Source organism: Pseudomonas sp. PME37.24/025 (genome assembly GCF_055556615.1).
Window position 1 is genome coordinate 108,844 of sequence record NZ_JBVHNK010000011.1, and the last position, 26,728, is coordinate 135,571.

General features: G+C 59.4%; 25 protein-coding genes and 1 pseudogene. 15 read left to right on the top strand and 11 right to left on the bottom strand.

Annotated features, from left to right (window positions below; all coding sequences use genetic code 11):
* Positions 1-190 precede the first annotated feature (190 nt).
* Both hexR and ACZ3HH_RS20420 read right to left on the bottom strand, forming a co-directional pair.
* Positions 191-1,057, bottom strand: a complete 867-nt coding sequence (gene hexR, locus ACZ3HH_RS20415; protein WP_007896526.1) for a transcriptional regulator HexR — start codon at positions 1,055-1,057, stop codon at positions 191-193.
* Between the two features lie 169 nt (positions 1,058-1,226).
* A complete protein-coding gene (locus ACZ3HH_RS20420; RefSeq protein WP_465807119.1) occupies positions 1,227-4,100 on the bottom strand; it encodes an EAL domain-containing protein in 2,874 nt (957 codons plus the stop codon).
* 257 nt (positions 4,101-4,357) lie between these two features.
* Between ACZ3HH_RS20420 and uvrD the strand changes: the two genes are divergently transcribed.
* The 3 genes from uvrD (at position 4,358) to ACZ3HH_RS20435 (ending at position 8,251) form a co-directional block, all read left to right on the top strand.
* Complete coding sequence (gene uvrD, locus ACZ3HH_RS20425; protein WP_465807121.1) at positions 4,358-6,541, top strand: DNA helicase II; 2,184 nt, start codon at positions 4,358-4,360, stop codon at positions 6,539-6,541.
* Between the two features lie 293 nt (positions 6,542-6,834).
* Positions 6,835-7,707, top strand: coding sequence for a Tim44 domain-containing protein (locus ACZ3HH_RS20430; protein ID WP_465807123.1), 873 nt, complete (start codon positions 6,835-6,837; stop codon positions 7,705-7,707).
* Positions 7,708-7,843: 136 nt separating this feature from the next.
* On the top strand, positions 7,844-8,251 hold the full coding sequence (locus ACZ3HH_RS20435; protein ID WP_008007803.1) for an SMI1/KNR4 family protein: 408 nt from the start codon (positions 7,844-7,846) through the stop codon (positions 8,249-8,251).
* A gap of 22 nt (positions 8,252-8,273) precedes the next feature.
* Here the strand turns inward: ACZ3HH_RS20435 and ACZ3HH_RS20440 are convergent, their stop codons facing one another.
* Complete coding sequence (locus tag ACZ3HH_RS20440) at positions 8,274-10,037, bottom strand: cation:proton antiporter (RefSeq protein WP_465807126.1); 1,764 nt, start codon at positions 10,035-10,037, stop codon at positions 8,274-8,276.
* Between the two features lie 197 nt (positions 10,038-10,234).
* Between ACZ3HH_RS20440 and ACZ3HH_RS20445 the strand changes: the two genes are divergently transcribed.
* A complete protein-coding gene (locus ACZ3HH_RS20445; RefSeq protein WP_007896533.1) occupies positions 10,235-10,717 on the top strand; it encodes an acyl-CoA thioesterase in 483 nt (160 codons plus the stop codon).
* 147 nt (positions 10,718-10,864) lie between these two features.
* Here ACZ3HH_RS20445 and pdxY read toward each other — a convergent pair whose 3' ends face one another.
* Positions 10,865-11,737: a pyridoxal kinase PdxY gene (pdxY, locus tag ACZ3HH_RS20450; RefSeq protein ID WP_465807128.1), complete on the bottom strand. Its 873-nt coding sequence runs from the start codon at positions 11,735-11,737 to the stop codon at positions 10,865-10,867.
* A gap of 120 nt (positions 11,738-11,857) precedes the next feature.
* Between pdxY and ACZ3HH_RS20455 the strand changes: the two genes are divergently transcribed.
* Positions 11,858-12,271, top strand: coding sequence for a DUF3301 domain-containing protein (locus ACZ3HH_RS20455; protein ID WP_123720134.1), 414 nt, complete (start codon positions 11,858-11,860; stop codon positions 12,269-12,271).
* A gap of 126 nt (positions 12,272-12,397) precedes the next feature.
* Here ACZ3HH_RS20455 and ACZ3HH_RS20460 read toward each other — a convergent pair whose 3' ends face one another.
* Positions 12,398-13,360, bottom strand: coding sequence for a CobW family GTP-binding protein (locus ACZ3HH_RS20460; RefSeq protein ID WP_465807131.1), 963 nt, complete (start codon positions 13,358-13,360; stop codon positions 12,398-12,400).
* A gap of 26 nt (positions 13,361-13,386) precedes the next feature.
* Between ACZ3HH_RS20460 and ACZ3HH_RS20465 the strand changes: the two genes are divergently transcribed.
* Positions 13,387-13,743 (top strand): NADH:ubiquinone oxidoreductase, encoded by a 357-nt coding sequence (locus tag ACZ3HH_RS20465; RefSeq protein ID WP_465807133.1) that lies wholly within the window; start codon positions 13,387-13,389, stop codon positions 13,741-13,743.
* Positions 13,744-13,747: 4 nt separating this feature from the next.
* Here ACZ3HH_RS20465 and ACZ3HH_RS20470 read toward each other — a convergent pair whose 3' ends face one another.
* The 3 genes from ACZ3HH_RS20470 to dksA are packed head-to-tail and all read right to left on the bottom strand — an operon-like array spanning position 13,748 to position 16,039.
* Positions 13,748-14,398 (bottom strand): DUF1826 domain-containing protein, encoded by a 651-nt coding sequence (locus tag ACZ3HH_RS20470; protein ID WP_465807135.1) that lies wholly within the window; start codon positions 14,396-14,398, stop codon positions 13,748-13,750.
* On the bottom strand, positions 14,398-15,606 hold the full coding sequence (zigA, locus tag ACZ3HH_RS20475; RefSeq protein WP_465807137.1) for a zinc metallochaperone GTPase ZigA: 1,209 nt from the start codon (positions 15,604-15,606) through the stop codon (positions 14,398-14,400). Before zigA ends, ACZ3HH_RS20470 begins: the two co-directional genes overlap by 1 nt.
* A 28-nt stretch (positions 15,607-15,634) precedes the next feature.
* Complete coding sequence (dksA, locus tag ACZ3HH_RS20480) at positions 15,635-16,039, bottom strand: RNA polymerase-binding protein DksA (protein WP_465807139.1); 405 nt, start codon at positions 16,037-16,039, stop codon at positions 15,635-15,637.
* Between the two features lie 127 nt (positions 16,040-16,166).
* Here dksA and ACZ3HH_RS20485 point away from each other — a divergent pair, with 127 nt between their 5' ends.
* Complete coding sequence (locus tag ACZ3HH_RS20485; RefSeq protein WP_465807141.1) at positions 16,167-16,544, top strand: glutamine synthetase; 378 nt, start codon at positions 16,167-16,169, stop codon at positions 16,542-16,544.
* Here ACZ3HH_RS20485 and ACZ3HH_RS20490 read toward each other — a convergent pair.
* Complete coding sequence (locus ACZ3HH_RS20490) at positions 16,541-17,755, bottom strand: N-acetylmuramoyl-L-alanine amidase (RefSeq protein ID WP_465807143.1); 1,215 nt, start codon at positions 17,753-17,755, stop codon at positions 16,541-16,543. The genes ACZ3HH_RS20485 and ACZ3HH_RS20490 overlap by 4 nt on opposite strands.
* 86 nt (positions 17,756-17,841) lie before the next feature.
* Here ACZ3HH_RS20490 and folE2 point away from each other — a divergent pair, with 86 nt between their 5' ends.
* The 7 genes and pseudogenes from folE2 to ACZ3HH_RS20525 all read left to right on the top strand — a co-directional run.
* Entirely contained in the window at positions 17,842-18,738 is an 897-nt protein-coding gene (gene folE2 / locus ACZ3HH_RS20495; protein ID WP_465807145.1) for a GTP cyclohydrolase FolE2, read from the top strand.
* Positions 18,735-19,403, top strand: coding sequence for a metal ABC transporter ATP-binding protein (locus tag ACZ3HH_RS20500; RefSeq protein WP_465807147.1), 669 nt, complete (start codon positions 18,735-18,737; stop codon positions 19,401-19,403). The genes folE2 and ACZ3HH_RS20500 overlap by 4 nt, the downstream gene beginning before the upstream one ends.
* Positions 19,403-20,269, top strand: a complete 867-nt coding sequence (locus ACZ3HH_RS20505; RefSeq protein WP_465807149.1) for a metal ABC transporter permease — start codon at positions 19,403-19,405, stop codon at positions 20,267-20,269. The genes ACZ3HH_RS20500 and ACZ3HH_RS20505 overlap by 1 nt, the downstream gene beginning before the upstream one ends.
* Positions 20,270-20,280: 11 nt before the next feature.
* Positions 20,281-21,156, top strand: coding sequence for a metal ABC transporter substrate-binding protein (locus ACZ3HH_RS20510; protein ID WP_465807151.1), 876 nt, complete (start codon positions 20,281-20,283; stop codon positions 21,154-21,156).
* Positions 21,153-21,713: a gamma carbonic anhydrase family protein gene (locus tag ACZ3HH_RS20515; protein WP_454188291.1), complete on the top strand. Its 561-nt coding sequence runs from the start codon at positions 21,153-21,155 to the stop codon at positions 21,711-21,713. The genes ACZ3HH_RS20510 and ACZ3HH_RS20515 overlap by 4 nt, the downstream gene beginning before the upstream one ends.
* Positions 21,714-21,715: 2 nt before the next feature.
* Positions 21,716-23,053, top strand: coding sequence for a dihydroorotase (locus tag ACZ3HH_RS20520; protein WP_465807154.1), 1,338 nt, complete (start codon positions 21,716-21,718; stop codon positions 23,051-23,053).
* 41 nt (positions 23,054-23,094) lie between these two features.
* Positions 23,095-23,235: pseudogene (locus ACZ3HH_RS20525) on the top strand (His/Gly/Thr/Pro-type tRNA ligase C-terminal domain-containing protein); the annotation flags it as partial.
* Positions 23,236-23,313: 78 nt separating this feature from the next.
* Here ACZ3HH_RS20525 and ACZ3HH_RS20530 read toward each other — a convergent pair.
* The gene (locus ACZ3HH_RS20530) at positions 23,314-23,835 is read right to left on the bottom strand and encodes a DUF3617 domain-containing protein (protein ID WP_008007839.1); all 522 of its coding nucleotides are present in this window, start codon (positions 23,833-23,835) and stop codon (positions 23,314-23,316) included.
* Between the two features lie 131 nt (positions 23,836-23,966).
* Between ACZ3HH_RS20530 and cls the strand changes: the two genes are divergently transcribed.
* Positions 23,967-25,406, top strand: coding sequence for a cardiolipin synthase (gene cls / locus ACZ3HH_RS20535; RefSeq protein ID WP_465807157.1), 1,440 nt, complete (start codon positions 23,967-23,969; stop codon positions 25,404-25,406).
* On the opposite strand, the gene cfaB is transcribed toward cls, so the two are convergent.
* Positions 25,403-26,590 (bottom strand): C17 cyclopropane fatty acid synthase CfaB, encoded by a 1,188-nt coding sequence (gene cfaB / locus ACZ3HH_RS20540; RefSeq protein ID WP_465807159.1) that lies wholly within the window; start codon positions 26,588-26,590, stop codon positions 25,403-25,405. The genes cls and cfaB overlap by 4 nt on opposite strands.
* Between the last annotated feature and the right edge of the window lie 138 nt (positions 26,591-26,728).

A 26,728-nucleotide genomic window follows, 5' to 3' on the forward strand; every position in this document is an offset into this window, starting at 1 on the left:
GCGGCAGAAGGGTTACAGCAGTGTGAACATTGGCAGTGACACGGATGTTTTTGAGGACGCCTTCGCGGGCAAGCCCGCTCCCACAGGGACCGGTGGTGTTCACTCATTCTGTGCAACACAGCCAATCCTTGTGGGTGCGGGCTTGCCCGCGAAAAGGTCGGAACGACCTTCCGGCAATGTCAGATCGGGCTCAATCGTCGAGGGCTTTTACTGACTTGGGCGACAGCCGCAAGCTGCGAAGACTGCGTTTGACGCTCTTGAGGTGATTGACCAGGCTCGGACCGCGGGCCATGGCCACGCCCATCGCCAGCACATCGATCACCACCAGGTGCGCAATGCGCGACGTCAGCGGCGTGTAGATTTCAGTATCTTCGTGCACATCGATCGCCAGGTTGACAGTCGACAGCTCGGCCAACGGCGTCTGGCTCGGGCACAACGTGATCAACGAAGCGCCGCTCTCTCGCACCAGATTGGCAGTGATCAACAGGTCCTTGGAACGCCCCGACTGGGAAATACAGATCGCCACGTCGCTCGGCTTCAAGGTAACCGCCGACATCGCCTGCATGTGCGGGTCGGAATACGCCGCTGCAGTCAGCAGTAAACGGAAAAATTTGTGCTGGGCATCCGCCGCCACTGCGCCCGAAGCACCGAATCCATAAAACTCGACACGCTGGGCCTGAGACATGAGCGACACCGCCCTCTGCAACTCCACCGGATCGAGTTTCTCGCGAACCTCCATCAGGGTGTGCAGGGTGGTGTCGAAGATTTTCAGACTGTAGTCGGCGACCGAATCGTCTTCATGGATCGCGAACTGCCCGAAACTCGCGCCAGCCGCCAGGCTCTGCGCCAGTTTCAGCTTCAAATCCTGAAACCCGGAGCAACCGATGGCACGGCAAAACCGCACGATGGTCGGCTCGCTGATGCCCACGCTGTGGGCCAGGTCGGCCATGGAACTGTGCATCACCGCCGCAGGGTCAAGCAGCACGTGGTCGGCGACCTTGAGCTCCGACTTGCGTAACAGGTGGCGTGACTGGGCGATGTGTTGCAGCAGATTCAAAGGGGCGGACTCTTTGTTATTGGCAGGTGCCGGGGATGTAGCACGCTTGTAGTTATACTACATGAATCGGCATTTTGCCTGCTCAATGCGTAACTCAATGTCCCCATTTCATGCGACATGCGCTCCATGTAGCCCTCTCGGCCCATGGAGCAGCTGGCGAAGCCTGCAGCTACAAAGGGTTGGCGTCGCGACGTAAAAGCTCGGCCAGGTCGGTGGCCTCGACCGGACGGCTGACCCAATACCCCTGCACTTCATCGCAACGCTCGGCTTTCAGAAATTCCAGCTGTTCCGGCCGCTCAACACCTTCAGCCACCACTTTCAGCGACAAACCATGCGCCATGGCGATGATCGCCCGGGTGATCGCCGCATCCTCACTGCTCTCCCCCAGACCACGAATAAACGCCTGATCGATCTTCACGTAGTCCACGGGGATGCGCTTGAGATAGCTCAAGGACGAATAGCCAGTGCCAAAGTCGTCGATGGCCAGCTTCACCCCAAGATCACGCAACTGCTGGAAGGTCGCAATGATGTGCTCGACGCTATCCAACAGCTGGCTCTCGGTGAGCTCCAGTTCCAGGTAATGTGGCGCCAGGCCGGTTTCCTCCAGCACCTGGCGTACCAGGCTAACCAGTTTTCCCTGACGCAGTTGATGCACCGACAGGTTGACCGAAACGCGAATCGGCTCCAGTCCCTGACGCTGCCACTCACACGCTTGCCAACAAGCCTGACGCAAAACGAACTCGCCGATAGCGCCGATCAACCCGGTTTCCTCGGCCAGACCGATGAAGTTACCCGGCGGTACCTGGCCCAGGGTCGGGTGACTCCAGCGTACCAACGCCTCGGCGGCATTCAGCCGACCGGTGGTGAGGCAGAGTTTCGGTTGATAAAACACGTTCAACTGCTTTTCTTCGATGGCTTTGCGCAACTGGTTCTCGAGCTGCAAACGCTCGAGCGTGCTGGCTTGCAGGCTGTCTGTATAGAACTGGAAGTTGTTGCCGCCCAAGTGTTTGGCATGCTGCATGGCCATGTTCGACTGGCTGACCAGCGCGGAAATCTCCCGCGCGGTGTCCGGCAACAGGCTGATGCCCATGGACGCGCTCATCACCAATTCATGCCCCTCGACGGTGAGCGGCAAACGCAGTTTGGTCGACAGTCGGGTCGCCACCCGCGCCAGGCTCGACAGGTTGCCGTAGGTATCGAACAGCACTGCAAATTCATCGCCGGACAGCCGAGCGATAGTGTCCGCTTCCGGCAGTGCATTGACCAACCGTCGGGCCATTTTTTGTAACAACTCATCGGCAATTTCGTGGCCGAGGCTATCGTTGAGCAGCTTGAAACGGTCCAGATTGATGTGCAATAACGCCAGACTGCGACGACCGCCCTGGCGCCCACGTTGATGAGCCTCGTGCAGCCGCTCGCGGAACAACGAACGGTTGGCCAGCCCCGTGAGTTCATCGTAATGAGCGAGGTAGCGCATACGTTCTTCGGATTCACGCCGAGCGGACAGATCGGCGAAGAAGCCGACGATATGACTCACATTTCCCCGCGTATCGCGCACGGCATTCAGTTGCAGCCATTGCGGATACAGCTCGCCATTCTTGCGGGCTTCGACCAGCTCGCCCTGCCAGCTACCGTCCTGCTCCAGCGCCTGACGAATCGCCGCGTAATGCCGGCGGGCATCGCGGCTGCAGGGCAACTCGACCACGTTGCGTCCGAGCATGTCATCGATGTCATAGCCGGTAACCCGACTGAAGGCCTGATTGACGGCAATCAGCGCGTAATTCGGGTCCAGAATAACAATGCCTTCGCTGGCAGCCTCAAACACCGTCGCCGCCAGTTGCCGCTGTTGCTCCAGGCCCTTGCTGGCGCTGATGTCGCGGCGGGTGCCGACCATGCGGATCACCCGGCCGTTTTCACTGCGCTCAACCGCTCGACCACGGTCCTCGATCCAGACCCAATGGCCATCGCCATGTCGCACCCGATACTCGATCTGATAATCCTCGCTACGCCCCTTCAAATGCTCGACCAGCGCCCTCTTCAGCGATGGCAAGTCGTCGGGGTGCAGCCTCGGCTTGAGGTGGCGGAGCATCGCCGTCACGAATTCCGGCTCCAGGCCAAACAGTTCCTGGAGTTGGGTGTGATGAACTTCGTCGGTCTGCAGGTTCCAGTCCCACAACCCGAGTTCGCTCGCCTTCAACGCCAGCGCCAGCCGCGCTTCGCTTTTGCTCAAGGCCTGGTTGGCGGCGTCCAGCTCCAGACTGCGTTGTGCGACCCGGTTTTCGAGGTCGACCTGAGTTTCACGTAATTCGTCTTCGGCGCGGCGACGCTGGTCGATTTCCTTGCCCAGCTCGTGGTTGAGCTGATCGCTACGACTTTGCGCCTGCTGCAAATGCTCGATCAGGGCCTGATTTTGAAAGCGTCGCAGCAGCCCTTGGTTAATCAGCCGATTGACCTGCCAGGCGACCACGCTCAACGAACCCAGCAAAATCAGGCCAAACCAGCCCCAGCCCTGTTCCTGCTCATCCCCGCCCCAGAACAGATAGCCGATGGCCGGCAACAGACAGGGCAAGGTAAAGGACAGAAAAGCCGGCAGGCTGACGGCATAAGCGACGCTGGCCGAGAGCGCCGCCGCGCCGATCAGGCCGAACACCCAGGCTTGCTGCATGAAATTGTCAGCGGGCACCAACGCGATGCCGGCACCGGCCAGGGTCAGGCCAGTCATGGCTGAGCCGAGCATGAACATGCGACGCCAGACCGGATGGGCCTGACGGTTGGGAATCGCCGAATCGAAGGCCGCGACCTGAATCACCCGCAACGCCACCAACGACAATAGCCAGATCAACCAGACGCTGACCACGAAGTAACGCTGCGGGCTCCAGAGCAAACCGGCGCACACCAGACCGTTGATCAGCATGAACAGCGTAGGCAACAGCGAGCCTTGGTACAGCAGGCGCGTGCGTTCGACCGCCATTTCCATGGCGTACTGTTTGCGGATAACCCGGGGCTCCACAGAGGGGCCCGACAGGTCGGAGCTGAGGGTCATAGGCAATGTTCTTGTTCTTATAGTGAGCATGCGAGCCCGAATTGTGGACGGAGCATACACAAGCAAATGCCCGGACCAAACAGCCCAAGGTCATAAAATAGACGAAAGTTCGAGCCGCCCGCCTCGGTAAAAAAGCCGCCAGACGAGCTCCGCCAATGCTTGCAGCCGGTGACCGACCGGTCGTCATCGGTGCTTCTTTCATCGGCTAATGCAAAGCTCGGTTTGCCCGGTGTGGCGGCGCACCCTAGAATGCCCCGATGCGCGATGATCTCTCCCTTCTGCTGAACTCCCTCAACGATGCCCAACGTCAGGCCGTAGCTGCCTCCGTGGGTCGTCAGTTGGTCCTGGCCGGTGCTGGCTCCGGCAAAACCCGAGTGCTGGTGCACCGTATCGCCTGGTTGATCCAGGTCGAAAACGCCTCGCCCCACTCCATTCTGTCGGTGACCTTCACCAACAAGGCCGCTGCCGAGATGCGTCATCGCATCGAGCAGCTGATGGGTATCAACCCGGCCGGCATGTGGGTCGGCACCTTCCACGGCCTGGCGCACCGCTTGCTGCGGGCGCATTGGCAGGAAGCCGGCTTGAGCCAGACCTTCCAGATTCTCGACAGCGACGACCAGCAACGGCTGGTCAAGCGGGTGATCCGCGAGCTGGGCCTGGACGAACAACGCTGGCCGGTCCGACAGGCCCAATGGTTCATCAACGGGCAGAAAGACGAAGGTCTGCGTCCGCAACATATTCAAGCCAGCGGCGATCTGTTCCTGGCGACCATGCGCAGCATTTATGAAGCCTACGAGGCCGCGTGCCTGCGCGCCGGCGTCATCGACTTCTCTGAACTGCTGCTGCGCGCCCTCGATCTGTGGCGCGATAACCCGGGCCTGCTCGCCCACTATCAGAAGCGCTTCCGGCACATTCTGGTGGACGAGTTCCAGGACACCAACGCCGTGCAGTACGCCTGGTTGCGTCTGCTGGCCAAAGGTGGCGACAGCCTGATGGTGGTCGGCGACGACGATCAGTCGATCTATGGCTGGCGTGGCGCGAAAATCGAGAACATTTATCAGTATTCCGACGACTTCCCGGATGCCCAAATCATTCGTCTGGAGCAAAACTACCGCTCCACAGCCGGGATCCTCAAAGCCGCCAACGCCCTGATCGCCAACAATACCGGGCGCATGGGCAAAGAGTTGTGGACCGATGGTGGCGAAGGCGAAGCGATCAATTTGTACGCTGCGTTCAACGAACACGATGAAGCACGCTACGTGGTTGAAACCATTGAAAGCGCGCTAAAAACCGGCTTGGCTCGTAGCGATATCGCGATTTTGTACCGCTCCAACGCCCAATCGCGCGTTTTGGAAGAAGCCTTGCTGCGCGAACGCATTCCGTACCGCATTTATGGCGGTCAGCGCTTTTTCGAACGGGCAGAAATCAAGAACGCCATGGCGTACCTGCGTTTGCTGGAAGGCCGTGGCAACGATGCGGCGCTGGAGCGGGTGATCAACGTTCCGGCCCGTGGTATCGGCGAAAAAACCGTCGAAGCGATTCGTGATCATGCGCGCCACAGCGATGTATCAATGTGGGAAGCCATGCGTCAGCTGGTGGCGAACAAGGGCCTGACCGGTCGTGCTGCCGGTGCCCTTGGCGCGTTTATCGAGCTGATCGAGAATCTCGCCGCCAAGTGCCTGGAAATGCCGCTGCACCTGATGACCCAAACCGTCATCGAGCAGTCGGGGCTGATTGCCTACCACCAGGCGGAAAAAGGCGAGAAAGGCCAGGCCCGGGTAGAAAACCTTGAGGAATTGGTTAGCGCCGCGCGCAACTTCGAAAATCCGGAAGAGGATGAAGAGCAGTCGCCATTGGCGGCGTTCCTCGGTCATGCCTCGCTGGAGGCCGGAGACACCCAGGCCGACGAGCACGAAGACAGCATTCAGTTGATGACCCTGCACAGCGCCAAGGGCCTGGAATTCCCTTACGTGTTCCTGGTGGGCATGGAAGAAGGCCTGTTTCCCCACAAGATGAGCCTGGAAGAACCCGGCCGTCTTGAAGAGGAACGTCGTCTGGCCTATGTCGGTATCACCCGGGCGATGCAGAATCTGGTGCTGACTTATGCTGAAACCCGACGCCTGTACGGCAGCGAGACCTACAACAAGGTGTCGCGTTTCGTACGTGAAGTGCCGAAAGGCCTGATCCAGGAAGTGCGGCTGTCCAACAGCGTCAGCCGTCCGTTCGGCGGTGGCCAGCAGCAGAGCTCCAGCAGCCTGTTCGGCGGCAGCGAGATCCCGGACACCGGTTTCAGCCTCGGCCAGACTGTGCGGCATTCGGTGTTCGGCGATGGTGTGATCCTGAATTTCGAAGGCGCTGGCGCTCAGGCACGGGTGCAAGTGAACTTCAGCGAAGGCAGCAAGTGGCTGATGCTGGGTTACGCCAAGCTGGAAGCGGTTTAAAGGCAACCGAGAGCTTTTTGTGGGAGCGGGCTTGCTCGCGAAGAACGATGACGCGGTGCCTCTGATACACCGAGGTGCTGCCTTCGCGAGCAAGCCCGCTCCCACAGGTTGATACCCTGACTCCTACAGAACTCATCCACTCGTCCTACAGGCCAAAACCAACAGGCCCTATTGCGCTGACTGAAGCTGAACACAACCTGTCAGGCAAAAGCCCGAAACACTCTGCCGCTAGCCAGTAACACTTCAGCTGTGCAACATGGCGCGCGTGCCATCCACAAATGGGAATTCCCTTTATGAAACGTTTTCTTAGCATCGCCATGGCGTTGTGCATCGGCCTGACGATGAGCCTGGACGCCAACGCCAAGCGCTTTGGTGGCGGCAAGAGCTCCGGCGCTGCGCCGACTCACCAGACCAGCCAAATGGCTCCTTCTTCTGCTGCAGGCGGCGCTGCTGCCACTGCGGGCGCGGCCGGTGCCGCTGGCACTGCCGCCAAAGCCGGCGGTGCTTCGCGCTGGCTCGGCCCTCTGGCCGGTATCGCGGCCGGTGGCCTGCTAGCCTCCATGTTCATGGGCGGCGGCTTCCAGGGCATGCAGATCTTCGACATCCTGATCATGGCGGTCATTGCCTTCCTGGTCTTCCGCTTCATCGCCGCCCGTCGTCGCAAGCAGCAGGAGCACATGGCTCCAGCCGGCGCGCCGATGCAGCGTGAAGTGTTCGAACAGAAACCAACAGCCATGGGTTCGATCTTCGGCGGCTCGGCGGCACCTGCTGCCGCTCGCCCGGTGATCAACGCTCCGGTCTGGTTCAATGAAAACAACTTCATTGAAGCGGCCCGCAACCACTTCCAGTCCCTGCAGCAGCATTGGGACGCCAACGAAATGGACAAGATCGCCGAGTTCGTGACCCCGCAATTGCTGGAGTTCCTCAAGCGCGAACGTGCCGACCTGGGCGACGGCTTCCAGTCGACCTACATCGATAACCTCCAGGTACAACTGGACGGCGTTGATGACCGTGCGGACAAGACCATCGCCACCCTGACCTTCAGCGGCGTGTCGAAATCCTCGCGTTTCGACCAGGGCGAAGTGTTCAGCGAAAGCTGGAACATGGAACGTCCACAGGGCGAAAACCAGCCTTGGCTGGTGGCCGGTATCCGCCAGAACGGCTGATCACTTCCCGCGCTTCACCTGTTGTAATAAAACCCCAGCCTCGGCTGGGGTTTTCTATTTCGCGGTTGCATCTATAGCGAGCTACTGTATAAACCGCCCCAACTAAACCGCGCCATCAAGCAAGAGGATCCCGGACGTGGAAGAAATCATCGAACAACTGCGTGAAGCCAACGAACCGGTACCGGTCCCCTTGGAGTTGCCTGACGAAGATCAGATTGTAGAGATCGAAGAACAACTGTTCATCGACATCCCGTTCGTCTTCAGAGAATTTTTGCTGACCGTCAGCGACGTGGTCTACGGCAGTCTGGAGCCGGTGACCGTCACCGATCCGCAGTCCCACACCTACCTGCCAGACGTTGCCGCCAACGCTTGGGACGCGGGCGTCGATCGCAGCATGATTCCGATCTGCCAGGACGGTGACAATTACTACCTGGTCGAAGAAGACGGCACCGTGGTGCTATGGCTGGCCGAAGAAGAGCTGATTGCCGAAGAAACCTGGGAATCGGTATGGCACTGGGCGCGGGACGTCTGGCTGGAAAGCTGATCCACCCTGATGCGTCGAGTGGTCAATGCCCGGACGAGTCCTTGTGATTGTCCAGCGTTTCCAGCAAGGCCACCTGCATCCGCGTATGCACGCGGATGAACCAGCGCCAGAGCAGCGCCACTACGGCGGCTGCGACGATGACAATCAGCAGCAGCAACTTGTTGGTCGGCAGAATACTGGCCGACAAGGCTGCCAGCAGCAGGAAAATCACTAACAGCGAGAGTATCGGGATCACTTCGGCGATCACCCGACGCACTCGCTGTGTGTGGCGGCCGGCCATTTCCGGCTTCACGCCCATCTCTGCCAGCAACATCGACAGCGCCTTGAGCTTGCGATAAGCGGCGATCAGAAACGGCAGCGACAACAGCAACGCCCCGCCCCAGATCAACGCTTTCTGCCAGCTCGGATCGCTGATCCAGTCTTGCAGGTAAACGGACATGCGTTCGGCGAAGAACGCGCCCGAGAGAAAGATCGCAATCACCAACGCCAGATTGACCCCTACCTGCAATAGAATCCGCCGGATCATCGACGCCAACAGTGCGCCCTCGCCCTGAGGCTGAATGCTGCGCAGCCATTCACCATACATCCCCAGCACACGGCTCAGACGCTGCGGCATCACTGCAGCAAGCTTGATCGACAGAGGATCGGCCGCGCGAATCAGATACGGCGTCAACAGCGTGGTGATCACCGAGACGGCCACCGCCACCGGGTAGAGAAAGTTGCTGGTGACCTGCAGCGTCATGCCCAACGCCGCGATGATGAAAGAGAATTCGCCAATCTGTGAAAGCCCCATCCCCACGCGCAGTGAGGTGCGCCCGTCATTGCCGGCGATAAAGGCGCCGAGACCGCAGGACAGCATCTTGCCCAACACCACGGCCACGGTGATCACCGCGATTGGCCACGCATATTGCAGCAGGATCATCGGGTCAAGCATCAGGCCGATGGCGACGAAGAAAATGGCACTGAACAAGTCGCGAACCGGCTCGATCAACTGCTCGATCTTCAGCAATTGCCGCGATTCGGCCATGATCGCGCCAATCAGGAACGCGCCGAGGACCATGCTGTATTCAAGTTTGACCACCAACAGGCAGAAGCCGAAACACAGGCCCAGTACGGTGATCAGCAGCATCTCGTTGCTGTCGAATTTCGCCACATAGGCCAGCAGTCGGGGCACCAGCAGAATGCCTATGACCAGTGCGACAATCATGAACAGTGAAAGCTTGCCTACCGTGGAAAACACTTCGCCGGAACTGACGGTGCCGCTGACCGCGATGCTCGACAGCAGCGCGATGATGCCGATGCCGAGGATGTCTTCGACGATCAATACGCCGAAGATCAGCTGCGCAAAACGCTCGTTCTTCATCTTCAGGTCGTTGAGCGCCTTGACGATGATGGTGGTCGAGGAAATCGCCAGGATCGCGCCGAGGAACAGCGAATCCATGGTATTCCAGTCGAACCAGCGGCCGATTTCATAGCCGATCCAGATCATCAGGACGATTTCCAGGAAGGCCGCGATGAACGCCGTGGCGCCAACCTTGAACAGCTTGCGCAGGCTGAACTCCAGGCCCAGGCAGAACATCAGGAAAATCACCCCGAGTTCGGCGAGGGTTTTGATGGTTGCTTCGTCGTGGATCAGGCTGAACGGCGGCGTGTGCGGGCCGATGATGAAACCGGCGACGATGTAGCCGAGTACCACCGGTTGTTTGAGACGATGAAACAGCACGGTCACCACACCCGCGATCAGCATGATCACTGCCAGATCCTGAATGAAGCTGATGGCATGCATGGCATATGGCTCCTTGGGGTGGGCTTTTGAAGGGTAACACCGCGACTTCCGGCGGGAAGACGGTGCAATATATGGAAACAGATCGATTCGGGCGTGACGGCGGCCCCCCGCACGGCGTCCCGATAACTGTTGGTTTGAAAAACCAAGCACCCACAGAGGTGCAATCCCGAATCCTGCCTTGAACCCGTGAGTACGTTATGGAACCCGGAAACGCCCAGCTGTCGATGACGGTATTGATGACCCCCGACATGGCCAACTTCTCTGGCAATGTCCACGGCGGCACCCTGCTCAAATACCTCGATGAAGTGGCCTACGCCTGCGCCAGCCGGTATGCCGGCCGCTATGTGGTGACCCTGTCGGTGGATCAGGTGATTTTCCGCGAGCCGATTCACGTCGGCGAACTGGTGACCTTTCTGGCCTCGGTCAACTACACCGGCAACACCTCGATGGAGGTGGGCATCAAGGTCGTGACCGAGAATATTCGCGAGCGCTCGGTGCGCCACACCAACAGCTGCTTCTTCACCATGGTCGCAGTGGATGACCAGCGCAAACCGGCCGCAGTCCCGCCGCTGCAACCGCAGAACAGTGAAGACAAGCGTCGGTACATGCAGGCGCAGCAGCGTCGGCAGATTCGTCAGGAACTGGAAAAGCGTTATCAGGACATCAAGGGCGACGCCTGAGGTGTTCAGTCAGTTTGACGGTGTTCATTAGATCGTCTTCGCGAGCAAGCCCGCTCCCACAATAGATTTTCAGCGCACACAGTTTTCGTGTACGACAGAGAACCAGTGTGGGAGCGGGCTTGCTCGCGAATGGGGTCGACGCGAAGCTCAGAGGCTGATCGCTGTCGCCTCAAACCGCACCCGAGGATGGGCAATCCGGTCCTGCGCCCGCACCAGTTCCAGCTCATAGCTGGCGCAAGCCTGGGTTTCCAGCAGCACTTCATGCACCGCCGCCGCAGTGAATTCGAAGGCGCTCACCAGGTTGTCACCCAGCAGCACACGCGCCAGGAACAGCCCGGCAGTCAGATCGCCAACGCCGACCGGCTGACGCGGAAACGCCAGCAGCGGCCGACGCAGGTGCCAGCTGCCTTCAGCGGTCACCAGCAACATCTCGAAGCCATCCGCCGGTTTGCCGGGATAGTCGAGATGCTTGACCAGCACCGCCTTCGGACCGCGCGTCAGCAGTGCCCGCGCCATGGCCAGGCAATCGAACAATGACTGCGCCTTACGCCCCGAGAAGCTGTTGAGCTCCAACTGGTTCGGGCACATGAAGTCGGCCACCGCTGCCGCCTCTTCCAACAGAAAATCGCTAACCTCCGCCGGTACGCTGCAACCCTTCTCCGGATGGCCCATCACAGGGTCGCAGAGGTATAGCGCTTTGGGATTGACCGATTTGATTCGTTCCACGCCCGCGAGAATCGCCCGGCCCTGGGCCGCGCTACCAAGGTAGCCGGACAACACCGCGTCGCAATTGCCTAGCTCACCGATCGCCGCGATGCCTTCCACCAATTCCGGAATCTGATGCGGAGGCAACACTTCCCCGGCCCACTGGCCATATTGCGTGTGGTTGGAGAACTGCACGGTATTGAGCGGCCAGACGTTCACCCCGACCCGCTGCATCGGGAAAGCCGCGGCGCTGTTGCCTGCGTGGCCGAACACCACGTGGGACTGGATGGCGAGCACATGGGGCGTACGTTTCATGCGGTGAGTTTTCCGTCAAACGATTGAAATTCGAGCCGCGCAGTATGCGACTAAACGCAGCCTGTACGACAGACCGGAGACACAGTTAAGCTGGCACTATCTTGTTGGAGCACCCTGTTGATGCTGACCCTCGGAAATATCTTCGTGCTGATGCTGCTCGCCACTGGTGGCGCGTGGTTGTGGCACAACCACGGCTTGCGCGAACGCGCGCTGGAGCGGGTCATGCAGCATTGCGCCAAGCTGCGGATCGAGCTGCTGGACGGCAACGTAGCCTTGAAGAAGATCGCCTTCATTAAAGACGCCAACGGCCGTCGGCGCCTGGCCCGTGTGTATAACTTCGAATTCACCGTGACCGGCGAAACCCGCCACACCGGCACCATCACCCAATTCGGCGCCCACAGCGCACAGATCGAGCTCGCGCCCTACCCGATGCCGTTCGATGACACACCGCCGGTGGTCGACATCACGAAGCCCAGAGCTGAGGTGATTGAACTGAGTCAGTGGCGGCAAGAACACACGAAGTGGCGTCCATGAGTCGGAGTCAGTCTATTAAAACCAATCGCGGGCAAGCCCGCTCCCACAAGGTTCACACTGTACCTGTGGGAGCGGGCTTGCCCGCGATGAGGCCTTCAAAAACTGCACAAAAACTCGCTAATGTGCCTAAGTGCGGCACCCCGCCAAACCTTCCTGCAGTTCCGGGACAGCCTGCGCCTCACTGAAAATCAGCTCGATACGCGAATCCCGACGCCATTCGCTGATCTGCCAATCCAGCATCGAGTTATCCAGCGCATTCGCCGACACCCAACCCTCGGCACTGTGGATAACCAGCTTCGCCCGCCGCCATTCAAGGCGCTCAAGCCATTTCCCGATCAATACGGCATCGAATATCTGACTCGGATGCCACCGCCATCCAACACTCCAGCCGCCCTCCTGCGCCTGACTCAAGCAAATCGGCAGCGTGGGGTCAGTCCAGATGGCTGGCATCTGCGCCAATCCCTTGGGCATGACAAAGTTATCCACACCCCCGACAGCCTGAGCCCCGAGCCCCGGTAACTCGCTCAACGGCAAGACCGCTTGCTGCGTCCAGTACAAAGGACTCATCGGCAACTGTGCGGCGATTCGCTGGCGATCGCTGTCGTCGACCCCTTCTGCCTTGTTCAGCAACAGCAACCCGGCACTGTGCAAGGCTAGCTGTTGCGCCTCAGGCAGCGGTTTTCCGGCCGCGAGCGCCTGGGCATCCAGCACCAACACACACGGCTGCACCGCCAGGACACCTTGCCATGGCGCCTCACTCAATTGCCTGAGCAACTGCGCCGGATGCCCCAGCCCGGAGGGTTCGATGAACAGGCGATCCGGTCGGGCCTTGCGCAGCAACCGCCCGAGGCCGATCTGAAACGGTGCCCCATTGACGCAACACAAACAGCCCCCGGCCACTTCCCCCAGTGCGATACCATCGGCGTCCTGGGTCAACAGCGCGGCATCCAGACCGATCTGGCCGAACTCGTTGATCAACACCGCCCAGCGCTCACCCGCGGGCCGTTGCGCCAACAGGTGCTTGATCAGGCTGGTCTTGCCAGCACCTAACGGGCCGGCAACGACGTGGGTGGGAATGTTCTGCAACATGGTCGAGTTTTCTGAGGAGGTAAAGAATGCGGTTGATGGGATGGTCGTTGCTTCTGGCGCTCACATCGGGCGAAGCGCTGGCCCAAGCCTGCGTGGTACACAGCACGGCTGAGCGGCTCGACGTGAAAGTTTGCCAGCAAAACCGCAACATCCCGGAAAAACTGTTCGCCGACGGATTCTGCCAGCCAAATCTGCCCGGGCAGAAAGTCGAGGTGCAATACGTCGACCAATGCCCTGCCGGCGCGTTCGGGGTGTGCAGCAACGCTCAAGTCGCCAATATGCCTTACCGGCAGGATATTCACTATTACGGCGTGGCCACCGATGCGGCGTATTTGAAGCCGTTTTGCGAAGCCCAGAGCCAGGGAACCTGGCTCAAACCTTGAGCCACTAACTCAGCCAGTCCAGGGTCAGAATCAAACGACGCTCGCCCGGCGCCGGCTGCGGCGAACGGTGGATCAAACCGAAGCCTTCGTTGCCGTGCCACTTCTCCCCTTTAAGCAGCGCCACTTCGCCGCTGGCGATCTGCCGGATCAGCGAATCGTCCTGCGGTTCGGCTTCAGGTTTGCCTAATTGCCGACGATCCATCGCCCCTTCTTGCAGCCATTGGCTGCCGATACCTGCGTAGGTGGTGATCAACCGCACCGGCACATGATCGACGTGGAAACGCGGGCACATGGCTGTGTCCAGAACCCGCAGGCGCAGGCCGATACGCTGGGCGCCCAACAGGCAGGCGAAGGCGCTGACCAGCCAGGAAACATCGGCGATAAAGCCTTCGTAGCCTTCCAGATCGCTGAAGCCTGAGGCTAAACCGTGGAGGTTAGGTTCGGCGTCATCGCTAGGCATTTCCAGGGACAACGACTCGGCCAGCGGTTCGTTCAGGGACAACAACAAGCGACCGAAATCAGCAATATGCGCCGGGAGTTGGCGTTGCCAGAGAGCGAGGTTCACGCCGTCGTCCAGAATGCCGGTCAGCGCTTTTGGCGCATCACCTTGAACCTGACGAATGACCGGTCGCCGCTTCAGACTGGGCGCCAACATCAAGCAGCCGCCTCTTCGTGCCAAGGACCAAACGGATCGGGCAATAGCTGCCAGCCCTCGACACCCAAGGCCATTTCAGCATCCGTCAGCAGGCAGTTATCGAGTTCGACGGCGAGTTGCGCGAAATCGATGTTCTGGCCGATAAACACCAGTTCCTGGCGGCAATCACCGGTGGCTGCCGTCCAGTTCTCCATGATCCCGGCGGTGCTTTCTTCGTCTTGCGGCCACTGGTTTTTCGGCACGAAACGCCACCAGCGTCCGGCAAAACCGTGACGCATCAAGCCGCCGGCCTGGGACCAGCTGCCAGCGTCCCTGTGTTTGCTGGCCAACCAGAAAAAGCCTTTGGAACGCAGCAATTTGCCGTTCACCCACGGACGGTCGATAAAACTGAAGAAGCGTTGTGGATGAAACGGTCGCCGCGCCCGATATGCCGTGGAGGCGATACCGTATTCCTCGGTTTCCGGCACGTGCTCACCGCGCAGCTCCTGTAACCATCCCGGTGCCTGAGCGGCCTTTTCGAAGTCGAAGCGCCCGGTGTTAAGGATTTTCTTGAGCGGTACTTCGCCCATGACCATCGGAATGATTTCCGCTTGGGAGTTGAGCCGTTCGAGGATCGCGATCAACTCTTGGCGCTCGCTACTGCTGATCAAATCGATCTTGCTGATCAGGATCACGTCGGCGAATTCTATCTGCTCGATCAACAGGTCGGTGATTGAGCGTTCGTCTTCCTCTCCCAGGGTTTCGCCACGGGAAGCGAGGCTTTCGGCGGCCTGATAGTCGAGCAGGAAGTTCATGCCGTCGACCACGGTGACCATGGTATCGAGCCGCGCGATGTCCGCCAGGCTCTGCCCTTCTTCATCGCGAAACGTGAAGGTTTCCGCTACAGGTAGCGGCTCGGAAATCCCCGTGGACTCGATCAACAGGTAATCGAAACGACCGTCCTTGGCGAGTTTGCTGACTTCTTCGAGCAGGTCTTCGCGCAAGGTGCAGCAGATGCAGCCGTTACTCATTTCCACGAGTTTTTCTTCGGCACGGTTCAGGCTGACATCGCGCTGAACTTCGCTGCCATCGATATTGATCTCACTCATGTCGTTGACGATCACTGCGACCCGCAATTTATCGCGATTACGTAATACGTAATTAAGAAGTGTACTTTTTCCGGCGCCGAGAAAGCCCGACAGGACGGTCACGGGGAGACGATTGGGCATCAGGTATTCCTCATCAGGATGTGGCCGGTCAAATCGCCCGTTGATGGCGTTCGCGCAGCTCTTCACGTTCTTTGGCTTCAATGCACAGAGTGGCGGTGGGTCGCAGCAGCAGGCGCTTGAGGCCGATCGGCTCACCGGTTTCGCGACACCAGCCGTACTCGCCGCGAGCCAGGTGTTCGAGGACTTCGTCGATCTTGTCCAGCAGCTTCTTTTCCCGCTCCAACAGGCGCAATTGCCACTGGCGCTGTTCTTCGGCGCTGCTGATATCGGCAGGATCGCTGTGGGGTTCCTGCTCGCGCAACGCGTCGAACTCGCCGGCAATGCGCTCCTGCAGCTCGCTGCGCTGAGCCAGTAGCAGGTCGCGAAAGAAGCCTTGCTGGGCGTCGTTCATGTAATCGGCGGCGGATTGAGCGAGGAGTTCTTGTTCAGTCATGGCGGTGGATCATCAGAGCGGGTGTATTTTAATGTTATAGTATAACAATACAAATAAGCCACTCCCCTCTTGCTCGCTGCGACAAAGGGCACGATGCTTTAGCCCGTCCGCCCCCTTGAGAAATGCCATGGGAAACGCCCTGAAATTCTCGCTATTGAGCCTTTCGCTGCTGATCGCGGCCGATACCTGGGGACAAGTCCCGAGCCTGGCCAACTGCACTCGCAGCGCCAATCTGCTGGCCTGCGTGGATGCCGACGGCAATGCCTACAGCGTCAACACCGTCGGTAGCACGATCTATCTGCGTGGCTTCGAAGTGGCCGGCAAACGCCAATGGGCGCAAACCAATAGTCGCTACGGGCAACTGACGTTCTTCACGGGCATCGCGTCCGATGGCGAAGCCTGGGTCGGCTACAACCGCCGGGTTGGCTGGACAACCATCAATCGGTTTTCCAGCTCCGGCGGCACCAGCGGCAAGTTCACGTGCAGCCGGATGACCGGCTGCTAGGCCTGTGCCTTTTTCTGTTCCTGCTGCCAGGCGATGTAGCTGTTCATCGGTGGGTTCTTCTGAAAATAGCGCTGCAACCCTTCGAACAAACCATCTGCCACGGCCTGCTGATGACGGGCGGTCACCAGTCGCTGGCTGTCGCGGACGTTCGAGATGAAGCCGGTTTCCACCAATATCGACGGCACATCCGGCGACTTCAATACAGCGAATCCCGCTTGTTCCACGCGCTTCTGATGCAGCGTGGTGATGCCCGCGAGGCTGCCGAGCACCGTACTGCCCAACTGCAAACTGGCGGCGATGGTGGCGTTCATCGACATGTCGAGAATTACCCCGGCGAGCATCGGGTCCTTGTCCTTGAGATTGAGATTGAGCAGGCTGGTGGCGCCCAGCAGGTCTGCACCGTTCTCCCGTTGCGCCATGAAGCGCGCCGTGGCTGAAGTCGCGCCGCCTTCGGACAGGCAGTACACCGACGCACCTGAAGCGGTGAGACGCGGCGCCGCGTCCGCATGGACCGAGATGAACATGTCGGCCTTGTGCTTGCGGGCGATCTCCACGCGCTTGCGCAGCGGAACGAAGAAGTCGTCGTTGCGCACCAGCTTCACGTCGAAGCCCTTCTCGCGCTTCAGCCGTTTGGCCAGCAGCTGGGCGATCGACAGCACCACGTCTTTTTCCCGCTCACCTTTGGCACCGACCGCGCCCGGGTCTTTGCCGCCGTGACCAGGGTCGACCACCACGATGATGTCGCGCTTGGGGTGAGCCTTATCGGTGACGGGTTCAGGTTTTTCCGAGGGTGCCGCCGCGATCTGTAGCGGCGCAGCGGTCTTCAGATCGAGCACCAATCGGTGCCCCTGCCCGTCTTGGGGCGGCAGCAGGAAACTGTTGAGCTGCACCGGGCCGCTGAGGTCGAGGACGATCCGCGTATCGCCCTGGCCGAAATGTCCGGAGCGGATTGAACGAATCACCGTGTTGCTGAGTGCCAACTGACTGAAGTCGTCACTGAGATTGGCGCCACTCAGATCGATGATCAGCCGTTCCGGAGCGCTCAAGGAAAACGTCTTGTATTGCACCGGCCCGCTCAGATCGAACACCAATCTCAGCTTGTCGTCAGAGCGCCACAGTCGTGCATTGCGAATTTGCGTGGCCGACGCACCAAAGGGTAAAGCGAAGGCCGCGCTGGCCAGAATCAGGTTGAGCAAGTGACGTCTGTGCATGGTGAAAGCCCGCTCACGAAAAAGGCATCGTCGATTTGATTGTTATAATATAACATGCCAAATCAACTCCCACGATGGACCTGCTCATGAATGCGCTGACTCTGCCGGATATCGCCGCGCAGGCCTCACGCCAAGCCCTGCCACTCGATTGGGTGGGCATGTGCGGCATTGCTCTTCCTGTTTTATTCGATGGCCAGCGGCTGAGCGCAAAGGCCGACGCTGGCGTTAGCCTCGACGATGGAGAGGCGCGCGGCATCCATATGTCGCGGCTATATCTGGCGTTGGAAATGCTTGAGCAGGAAAACCTTTCACCGGCGTTGTTGTGGCGAGTCTTGCAGAATTTTCTCGAAACCCATGAAGGACTTTCCCACAACGCTTACCTAAAAATTCACACCGAACTATTGCTCAAAAGACCCGCGCTCATCAGTCCGCTAGCCGGTTGGAAAACTTATCCGGTGAGCATCGAAGCCAGCTTGAAAAACGCGATGTTCCACGTGGAACTAAAAATCGACGTTCCTTATTCCTCAACCTGTCCATGCTCAGCGGCACTTTCGCGGCAGCTGATTCAGCAGCAATTCGTTGATGACTTCGCCAATCGATCATTGCAACACGCCGACGTTCTGGCTTGGCTCGGTTCCACGAAAGGCATCGTCGCCACGCCGCATAGCCAACGCAGCAATGCGCAATTGCAGCTGCGTCTGGACGGCTATCTGGATGACCTACCGCTGATCGCCGCGATCAACGATGCGGAAGCAGCCCTCGGCACCGCCGTGCAAACTGCCGTGAAACGCGCCGACGAACAAGCTTTCGCCCTCGCCAACGGCCAGAACCTGATGTTCTGCGAAGACGCCGCTCGACGCTTGAACCTGGCCCTGAAACGCTCACCGGGCATCAACGCCTTTCATGTGCGAGTCGTTCACGCAGAAAGTCTTCACGCCCACGATGCTGTCGCCGAAAGTCGCTGGAACTGGGAGGCCGCATGATCCAATGCCAAGCCTTGCGCTGGGGCGCTCCCGGTCAACCGCTCACTCCGTCGGTGGATTTCCAATTACCCAAAGGAAGTCTGACCGCCGTCATCGGTGCCAACGGATCGGGTAAAAGCAGCCTGCTAAAAGTCATCGCCGGTCTGCAAAAGCCACTGACCGGAAAAGTCATCATTGATGTTCCACGCAAAGGCGGCCTTTCGTTCCTGCCTCAGCAACAACATCTGGACCGGCAATTCCCCATCAGCCTGCAAGAGTTGGTGGCCGCAGGTTTCTGGGGCAGCAAGCAAACTCCGGAAATTCGCAGCCAGCGACTCAAGTCTGCGCTGGAAGACTGGTGCCTGACCGGCCTGGAACATCGACCATTGATGGCCCTCTCCGGGGGTGAATTGCAGCGAGCCCTGCTCGCACGGTTGAGTCTCGCCGAAGCCCCCTTGCTGCTGCTTGATGAACCTCACGCCGCGCTCGACGAACTCGGCCAGGCGCTGCTCTGGAAACACATCCACGCTTGGCATGCCGAAGGTCGAACCCTTGTGGTGGTGTGTCATGACCTGGCCGCCGTGCGCCAACATATTCCACAGGCCGTGTTGATCAAAAGCAGTGGCTGCGTCCTCGGTCCCAGTACCGAGCTGATTCGCCAACAACCCCATACGCAGGTGGCTTGATGATCGCTGCCGCGCAGCTTTGGCAACCGTTCCACGAATTCGTATTCATGCGCCGGGCGTTGCTCGGTGGTCTTGTTCTGGCATGCAGCACCGCTCCGCTTGGGGTATTTCTGATCCTGCGGCGCATGAGCCTGATCGGCGACGCGGTGGCTCATGGCATCTTGCCGGGCGCCGCATTGGGCTTCTGGTTCGCCGGGTTGAGTCTGCCCGCGTTGACCATCGGTGGCCTCGGCGCTGGCCTGAGCATGGCCGGGCTGGCCGCCTGGATCACCCGCCGCACAGGCCTGCGAGAAGACGCGAGCCTGGCCGCGATCTACCCGATATCGCTGGCCAGCGGCGTGCTGATCCTCGGCATCGCCGGCAAGCGACTGGACCTGTTGCACCTGTTGTTTGGCTCGGCGCTCGCGGTCGACGGGCCTACTTTGACCGGCATGATTTGGGTCTCAGGCTTCAGCCTGGTCGCCATGGCCCTCATCTACAAACCCCTGTTACTGGACACCCTCGATCCACTCTTTCTGCAAACCGTCAGCCGCCTCGGGCCACTGGCTCATGGGGTATTTCTGACCCTGGTGGTGCTGAACCTGGTGATCGGTTTCCAGGCCATCGGCGCCCTGATGGTGGTCGGTTTGATGATGTTGCCAGCCGCCGCTTCTCGCTTCTGGAGTCGTCGCTTGCCGGTACTGATGGTCATCGCCGCACTGCTCGGCTGCCTCTCGGTCTGGCTCGGATTGTTGCTGTCGTTTTACTGCTCACTGCCCAGTGGCCCGGCGATCGTGCTGGTGGCTGGCGCTTTGTATTTGCTGTCCGTGGTGTTCGGTCCGGTGCATGGTTTGCTGCGCCGCCCTCCTTTGCTCACATCCCAATGAGGTGTTGCCCGATGCGTGCTTTACTAGTGCTGTTCAGTTTGATGCTGTCGATGTCGCTGTCTGCCGCGGAAAAACTCCAGGTAGTCACCAGCTTCAGCATCCTCGCCGACATGACCCATCAGGTCGGCGGCGACCATATCCAGATCACCAACATGGTCGGGCCGGACGCCGATGCCCATACCTACGAGCCGACTCCGGACGATGCCAAGGCATTGCTCAAGGCCAGACTGATCATCAAGAATGGGCTAGGTTTCGAGCCATGGCTGGACCGTCTGGTGACCAGCACCGAGACCAAAGCTGCGGTCATCAGTGCCAGCCACGGTGTCATTCCACGCTCGCTGGATGAAGACGGCGAAACCATTCCCGACCCACACGCCTGGCACAATCTGGCGAACACCGAGCTGTACATCAGCAACATCACCAAAGCGCTGATCGCCGCCGACCCTGCGAACAAAGCCGACTACGAACACAACAGCCAGGCCTACCTGAAAAAGATCTACGCCTTGCTCGCCGAGGCCAAAGCCAAGCTCGGTTCGCTGCCGCCGGGTAACCGCAAAATCGTGACCTCCCATGACGCCTTCGGCTATCTCGGTCAGGCTTACGGCATCGACTTCATGGCGCCACAAGGTCTGTCCACCGAACGTGAACCGTCGGCCGCCGAAGTCGCTGCGCTGATCACGCAGATCCGTCAGGCCAAGGTCAAAGCAGTGTTCATGGAAAACATCAAGGACGCACGCCTGCTCAAGCAAATCGCCGATGAAAGCGGCGCGCATATCGGCGGCACGCTGTACTCCGATGCCCTCGCGGCGAGCGGCCCCGCCAGCACGTTCGCCGGGTTGTTCGAATACAACCTCAACACCTTGTATGAGGCGTTGAGCAAGCCATGATCCGCAAGAATCCTTCAGGTGATCTGCCGTTGATTGCGGAGTCCGCGTACGTGGATAAAACCGCGATCATCTGCGGCAAAGTGGTGATCGGCGAGAACGTGTTCGTCGGTCCGTACGCGGTGATTCGCGCCGATGAAGTGGATGATTCGGGCGAGATGGAAGCGATCACCATCGGCGCCAATTCGAACATCCAGGACGGCGTGGTGATCCACTCCAAGTCGGGGGCCGCGGTAAACATTGGCGAGTTCAGCTCCATTGCCCACCGCTCCATCGTGCATGGCCCCTGCACCGTCGGTAACCGCGTGTTCATTGGGTTCAACAGCGTGCTGTTCAACTGCGCGGTGGGCGACGGTTGCGTGGTGCGGCACAACTCGGTGGTCGACGGTCGTGACTTGCCTGAAGACTTCTACGTGCCCTCCACCACGCGCATCGGCCCCAACACTGACCTGTCGCAGTTCCCACCGGTGAGCGTCAGCGCCTCGGAGTTTTCCGAGGACGTGGCGCGCACCAACGTCGATCTGGTGCGGGGCTACAAAGCCCTGCAAAACGAGTTCTGACCATGAGCAGCGTGCTGATTCGTAATGCCCGGCTGGTCAATGAAGGTCGTGAATTCGACGGCGATCTGCTGGTGAGCCACGGTCGCATCGTCAAGATCGCCAGCAGCATCGAAGGTGAAACGGCTGCCGTGGAAATCGACGCCAACGGTCAATGGCTGCTGCCGGGCATGATCGACGACCAAGTACATTTCCGCGATCCCGGAGCGCCGGACAAAGGCAGTTTCCATACCGAATCCAGAGCGGCAGTGGCTGGCGGTATCACCAGTTTCATGGACATGCCCAACACCTCCCCGGCCACCCTGACCCTCGCCGCGCTGGCCGACAAGAAGCGTCGAGCGGCGACCGATTCAGTGGCCAATTACGGTTTTCATTTCGGCGTGAGCAACGACAATCTCGACACGGTTGCCGCGCTCAACCCTTGCGAAGTGGCCGGGGTCAAAGTGTTCATGGGCGCCTCCACCGGCAACATGCTGGTGGACGATCCACGGATACTCGAGCGACTCTTCGCCGATGTGCCGACCATATTGTTGGCCCACTGCGAACACACGCCCAGCATCGAAGCCAATGCAGCGAACCTGCGAGAACTGTTCGGCGAGCATCTTCCGCCCGCGGCTCACCCGCTGATCCGCAACGCCGAAGCGTGCTTTCGCTCCTCCTCAATGGCAGTTGATCTGGCCAGGCAACATGGCACCCGACTTCACGTTTTACACTTGAGCACTGCCCGTGAACTGGCGCTGTTCGAAGACCAGCCGCTGACACAGAAACGCATCACCGCTGAAGTCTGCCTGCATCACTTGTTGTTCGATGATCGCGACTACCCGAGCCTTGGAAACCTGATCAAGTGCAACCCGGCGATCAAGACTCAGGCCGACCGCGATGCCCTGCGCCAAGCATTGCTGAGCAATCGACTGGATGTGATTGGCAGCGATCACGCGCCTCACACCTGGGCCGAAAAGCAGCGGCCCTACCGCCAGGCGCCGTCCGGTTTGCCGTTGGTGCAATACGCCCTGCCCGCGCTGCTGGAGCTGGTGTCCGATGAGATATTGCCGATCACCACCCTTGTTGCCAAAACCAGTCACCGGGTCGCCGAGCTGTTTGCCATCCCCGACCGCGGCTACCTGCGCGAAGGCTACTGGGCCGACCTGGTGTTAATCAAACCCGAGCCCGATGGCGTTGTCGTTTCCAGACAACCGATCCTCTCTCAATGCGGCTGGACACCCTTCACCCACCATCGTTTTCGCCACAGCGTCAGCACTACGGTCGTGTCCGGGCAAATTGCCTGGCACGACAAACGTCTAAATGACAGCTGCCAGGGTTTACCCCTACGGTTTATGCGCTAACGCGCGTTATCGAAAACATCCGCCGGGAAACAATTCACCGGGCGTATTTGTTAGTAGTAGGCGAGAAGGAAAAAGATGGCGGGTTTGTCAGTATGCGCAGCGGCAGCGGAGAGGACTTCGGGGAGAAAGGGATTGAGGCGGTGTGTGAATTGTTGAATCCGCCCAAGACTGGAGGTGCCTGAGCGGACGCCTTCGCGGGCAAGCCCGCTCCCACAGGGATCTCGTATGACCTTGTGGGAGCGAGCCTGCTCGCGATGCTTTTAGGCCCTTGGCTTCACTGTGCCGCAATCCTGTCCCAGCCACACAGCGCGAGTATCGAGGCTACCCTTTTGCTGAATGCCGGTGGCGTTGAAAGTGCCGTTGACCTTGGTAGTGAACTCACGATCGCTGAGGAATGTGGCAACACCCGCACCTTGCGCTTTCGGACAGCTGAAACGGAATTTCCACTGGTTGCCGGTACGTTCGGTGATTTGCTGCTTGCAGCCCGATTGTGGGTCCGTCAGTGGAATGTTGTCGGTCTTCACCTGCTCAGGAGTCAGGCAAGCCCGAATACCTTTGCCGCCCATGGTGATGCCCTGCTTCTCCAGCTGAGCGCGCTGTTCAGGGGTCATCTGACTCTGTATCTGGCCGAGAATCAGTTGAAGATCGGGCAGGTTTTGGTCATCGACCTTCATGTTGCTTGAAGTCATTTCCCACAAACCCGGTTGCAACATCTGCGCCTGAGCAGCCACAGGAAGTGTCAAACCAAACGCAATGGCCAAACCCAGCAGACGAACGTTCATCGAGTAACTCCTGATCATTAGTGGCCGTTAGACGTCGGCCACGGGCTTCGGTTCATGGGCCAATTAAATAGCGACATTCTGCCCGGAACATGGTCTGTTAAGCATTGAATCTTCAGGAGCAAGGCTGCCCCATGGATTATTTTGGACCGCATGTTTTCGGTTATCTGATCGCAATGCTGCACACGCTGGGCTCGATTGCCGCCATCCATGCCGTATTGACCGTTCGGACCGCTCAAGGCTCGATCGCCTGGGCTCTGTCACTGCTGTTCATTCCCTACCTCACGCTTATCCCTTATCTGGTCTTCGGCCGCAGCACCTTCGATGGCTATATCAAGGCCCGGCGGCAAGCCAACGAGGAAATGCGCAAGGCAATCTCCGAGTTGAACTGGCGTCCCTGGGTAGAAGAGGCACTGGCTGCTCGCGCCTCCAGCGCCTACGCGTCCTTGAGGGCCATGCCGAAACTGGGACGCATGCCGTGTCTGGCGAATAACGAAGTACACCTATTGATCGATGGCCAAGCCACCTTCGATGCGATTTTCGACGCCATCAGCAACGCCCGGCAAGCGGTGTTGATCCAGTTTTTCATTATTCACGATGACCGCCTCGGCCAACGCCTGCATACCTTGCTGACCAAGAAAGCTGCCGAAGGCGTGGCGATTTACTTGCTCTACGACCGCATCGGCAGCCACTCCCTGCCCCATGGTTATGTGCAACCGTTGCGCGATGCCGGTATCGAGGTCAAAGCCTTCGCCACCCGCAGCGGCTGGCTCAACCGCTTTCAGGTCAATTTCCGCAACCACCGCAAGATCGTAGTGGTCGACGGGATTGTCGGTTTTGTCGGCGGGCTCAACGTCGGTGACGAATACATGGGCGAGAAACCGCCCCTGGCGCCATGGCGTGACACCCATGTGCAAGTGCGCGGGCCAGTGGTGGCCTGTATGCAGGAGTCCTTCGCCGAAGACTGGTTCTGGGCGGCCCGCTCTCTACCGCCACTGATTCTGCCGGAGGTCTATCCGGACGACGGCGTGCTCTGTCAGTTGCTGGCCAGCGGCCCGGCGGATTCCTACGAAACCTGCTCGCTGTTCTTCGTCGAAGCCATCCATGCGGCGACGGAACGGGTGTGGATCACCAGCCCTTACTTCATCCCCGACGAAGCGGTATTCGCCGCGTTGCGACTGGCGGTGCTGCGCGGTGTGGATGTACGGATTTTGTTACCGTCGCGACCGGATCACCGGGTCGTCTACGCCGCTTCCAGCCTCTACGCCTTCGAAGCGGTACGTGCAGGCGTGCGCGTGTTCCGTTACCAGCCGGGGTTCATGCATCAGAAAGTAGTGCTGATCGACAGCGAAATCAGCGCCATTGGCAGCGCCAACATGGACAACCGTTCGTTCAGGCTGAATTTCGAAGTGATGTTACTGACAGTCGACAGCGTATTTGCCGCCGAAGTGGAACAGATGCTCAACGATGACTTCGCCCAGGCTCACGAGATCGCCAAAGAAGAAGGCCGGGAGACCCGCCGCCTGCAACAGGTCGGCATGCGGATCGCCCGGCTTATTTCACCGATTCTTTAAGGGTTGTAAATGTCATCGCGGGTCCATGGCAGTTCATGGCTGCCATCGGGATGGGCTTTCACCGCGAGGATTTGATGCAGGTTGATCCAGCCTCTGGCGAAGGCATAGGCGCACCCTGCCAGGTACAACCGCCAGATCCGTAAAGCCTGTTCTGGCACCAGTTTGCCGGCGGCTTCCAGATTGTCCTCCAGGCGTTCGCTCCAGTGGTCCAGGGTACGTGCGTAATGCAGGCGCAGACTCTCGACGTCGACGATCTCCAGCCCCGCGTCGCTGATCTCGGCCGAGATCATCGACAGGTGCGGCAGCTCGCCGTTGGGGAACACGTACTTCTCGATGAACTCACCGGCACCGCGCCCGACCGGACGACCGTCGATGTGTTTGGCAGTGATCCCGTGGTTCATCACCAGGCCGCCCTCTTTCACCGCGCCGAACAAGGTTTTGCAGTACTCGGCAAGATTGGCATGGCCAACGTGTTCGAACATGCCGACGCTGACCACCTTGTCGAAGCGCCCGTCCTGGGGCAAATCGCGGTAGTCGAGCAGTTGCAGTTCGATCTGATCCTCCAGACCTTCGGCTTTCACCCGTTCGCGGGCCAGTTCCAATTGCTCTTTACTGAGCGTGATCCCGAACACCTTCGCGCCGAACTCACGAGCCGCATACCGCGCCAACCCGCCCCAGCCGCAACCGACATCCAGCAGATACTCGCCTGGTTGCAACCGCAGCTTGCGGCACAGGTGGCGAAACTTGGCCTGTTGGGCTTGCTCGAGGGTTTCACTGCCGGTCTCGAAATAGGCGCAGGAATACGCCATGTCGCTGTCGAGCCACAGCTGGTAAAACGCGTTGGAGAGGTCGTAGTGGTAGGAGATGGCTTTGGCGTCGGTTTCTTTGTCATGAACCGTGCGCATCGGTTGCGCATCGTCGTCTTCGTTGATCAGCGCCTGACTCCATTCATCGCAGACACGAATCACATCGCTGATGGAGCCTTCCAGCTCTAGCTTGCCTTCGACAAATGCCGCCCCCAACGCATCGAGGCTGGGATGGGTGAACTGGGTAACCATGTGGGGGTCCTTGACCACAATGGTGACGCTGGGCGTCGGCCCCAGATTGAACTCATGGCCGTCCCAGAGTCGCAAGCGAAGCGGTAATTGCAGATTCTGTAAGGCCGGTGGAAGTTGCGCGAGCATGAAAAGTCCCCCTTGTTTCAGACGTCAAATCTGAGGGTAGACCATCCTTGAAAAATAGCAGGCTATCGAATTAATAGCCTTTTTCTATTCCCGGTGTTGCCTGCAACACTGAAACCATCCCACGGGCGATCGTTGAAA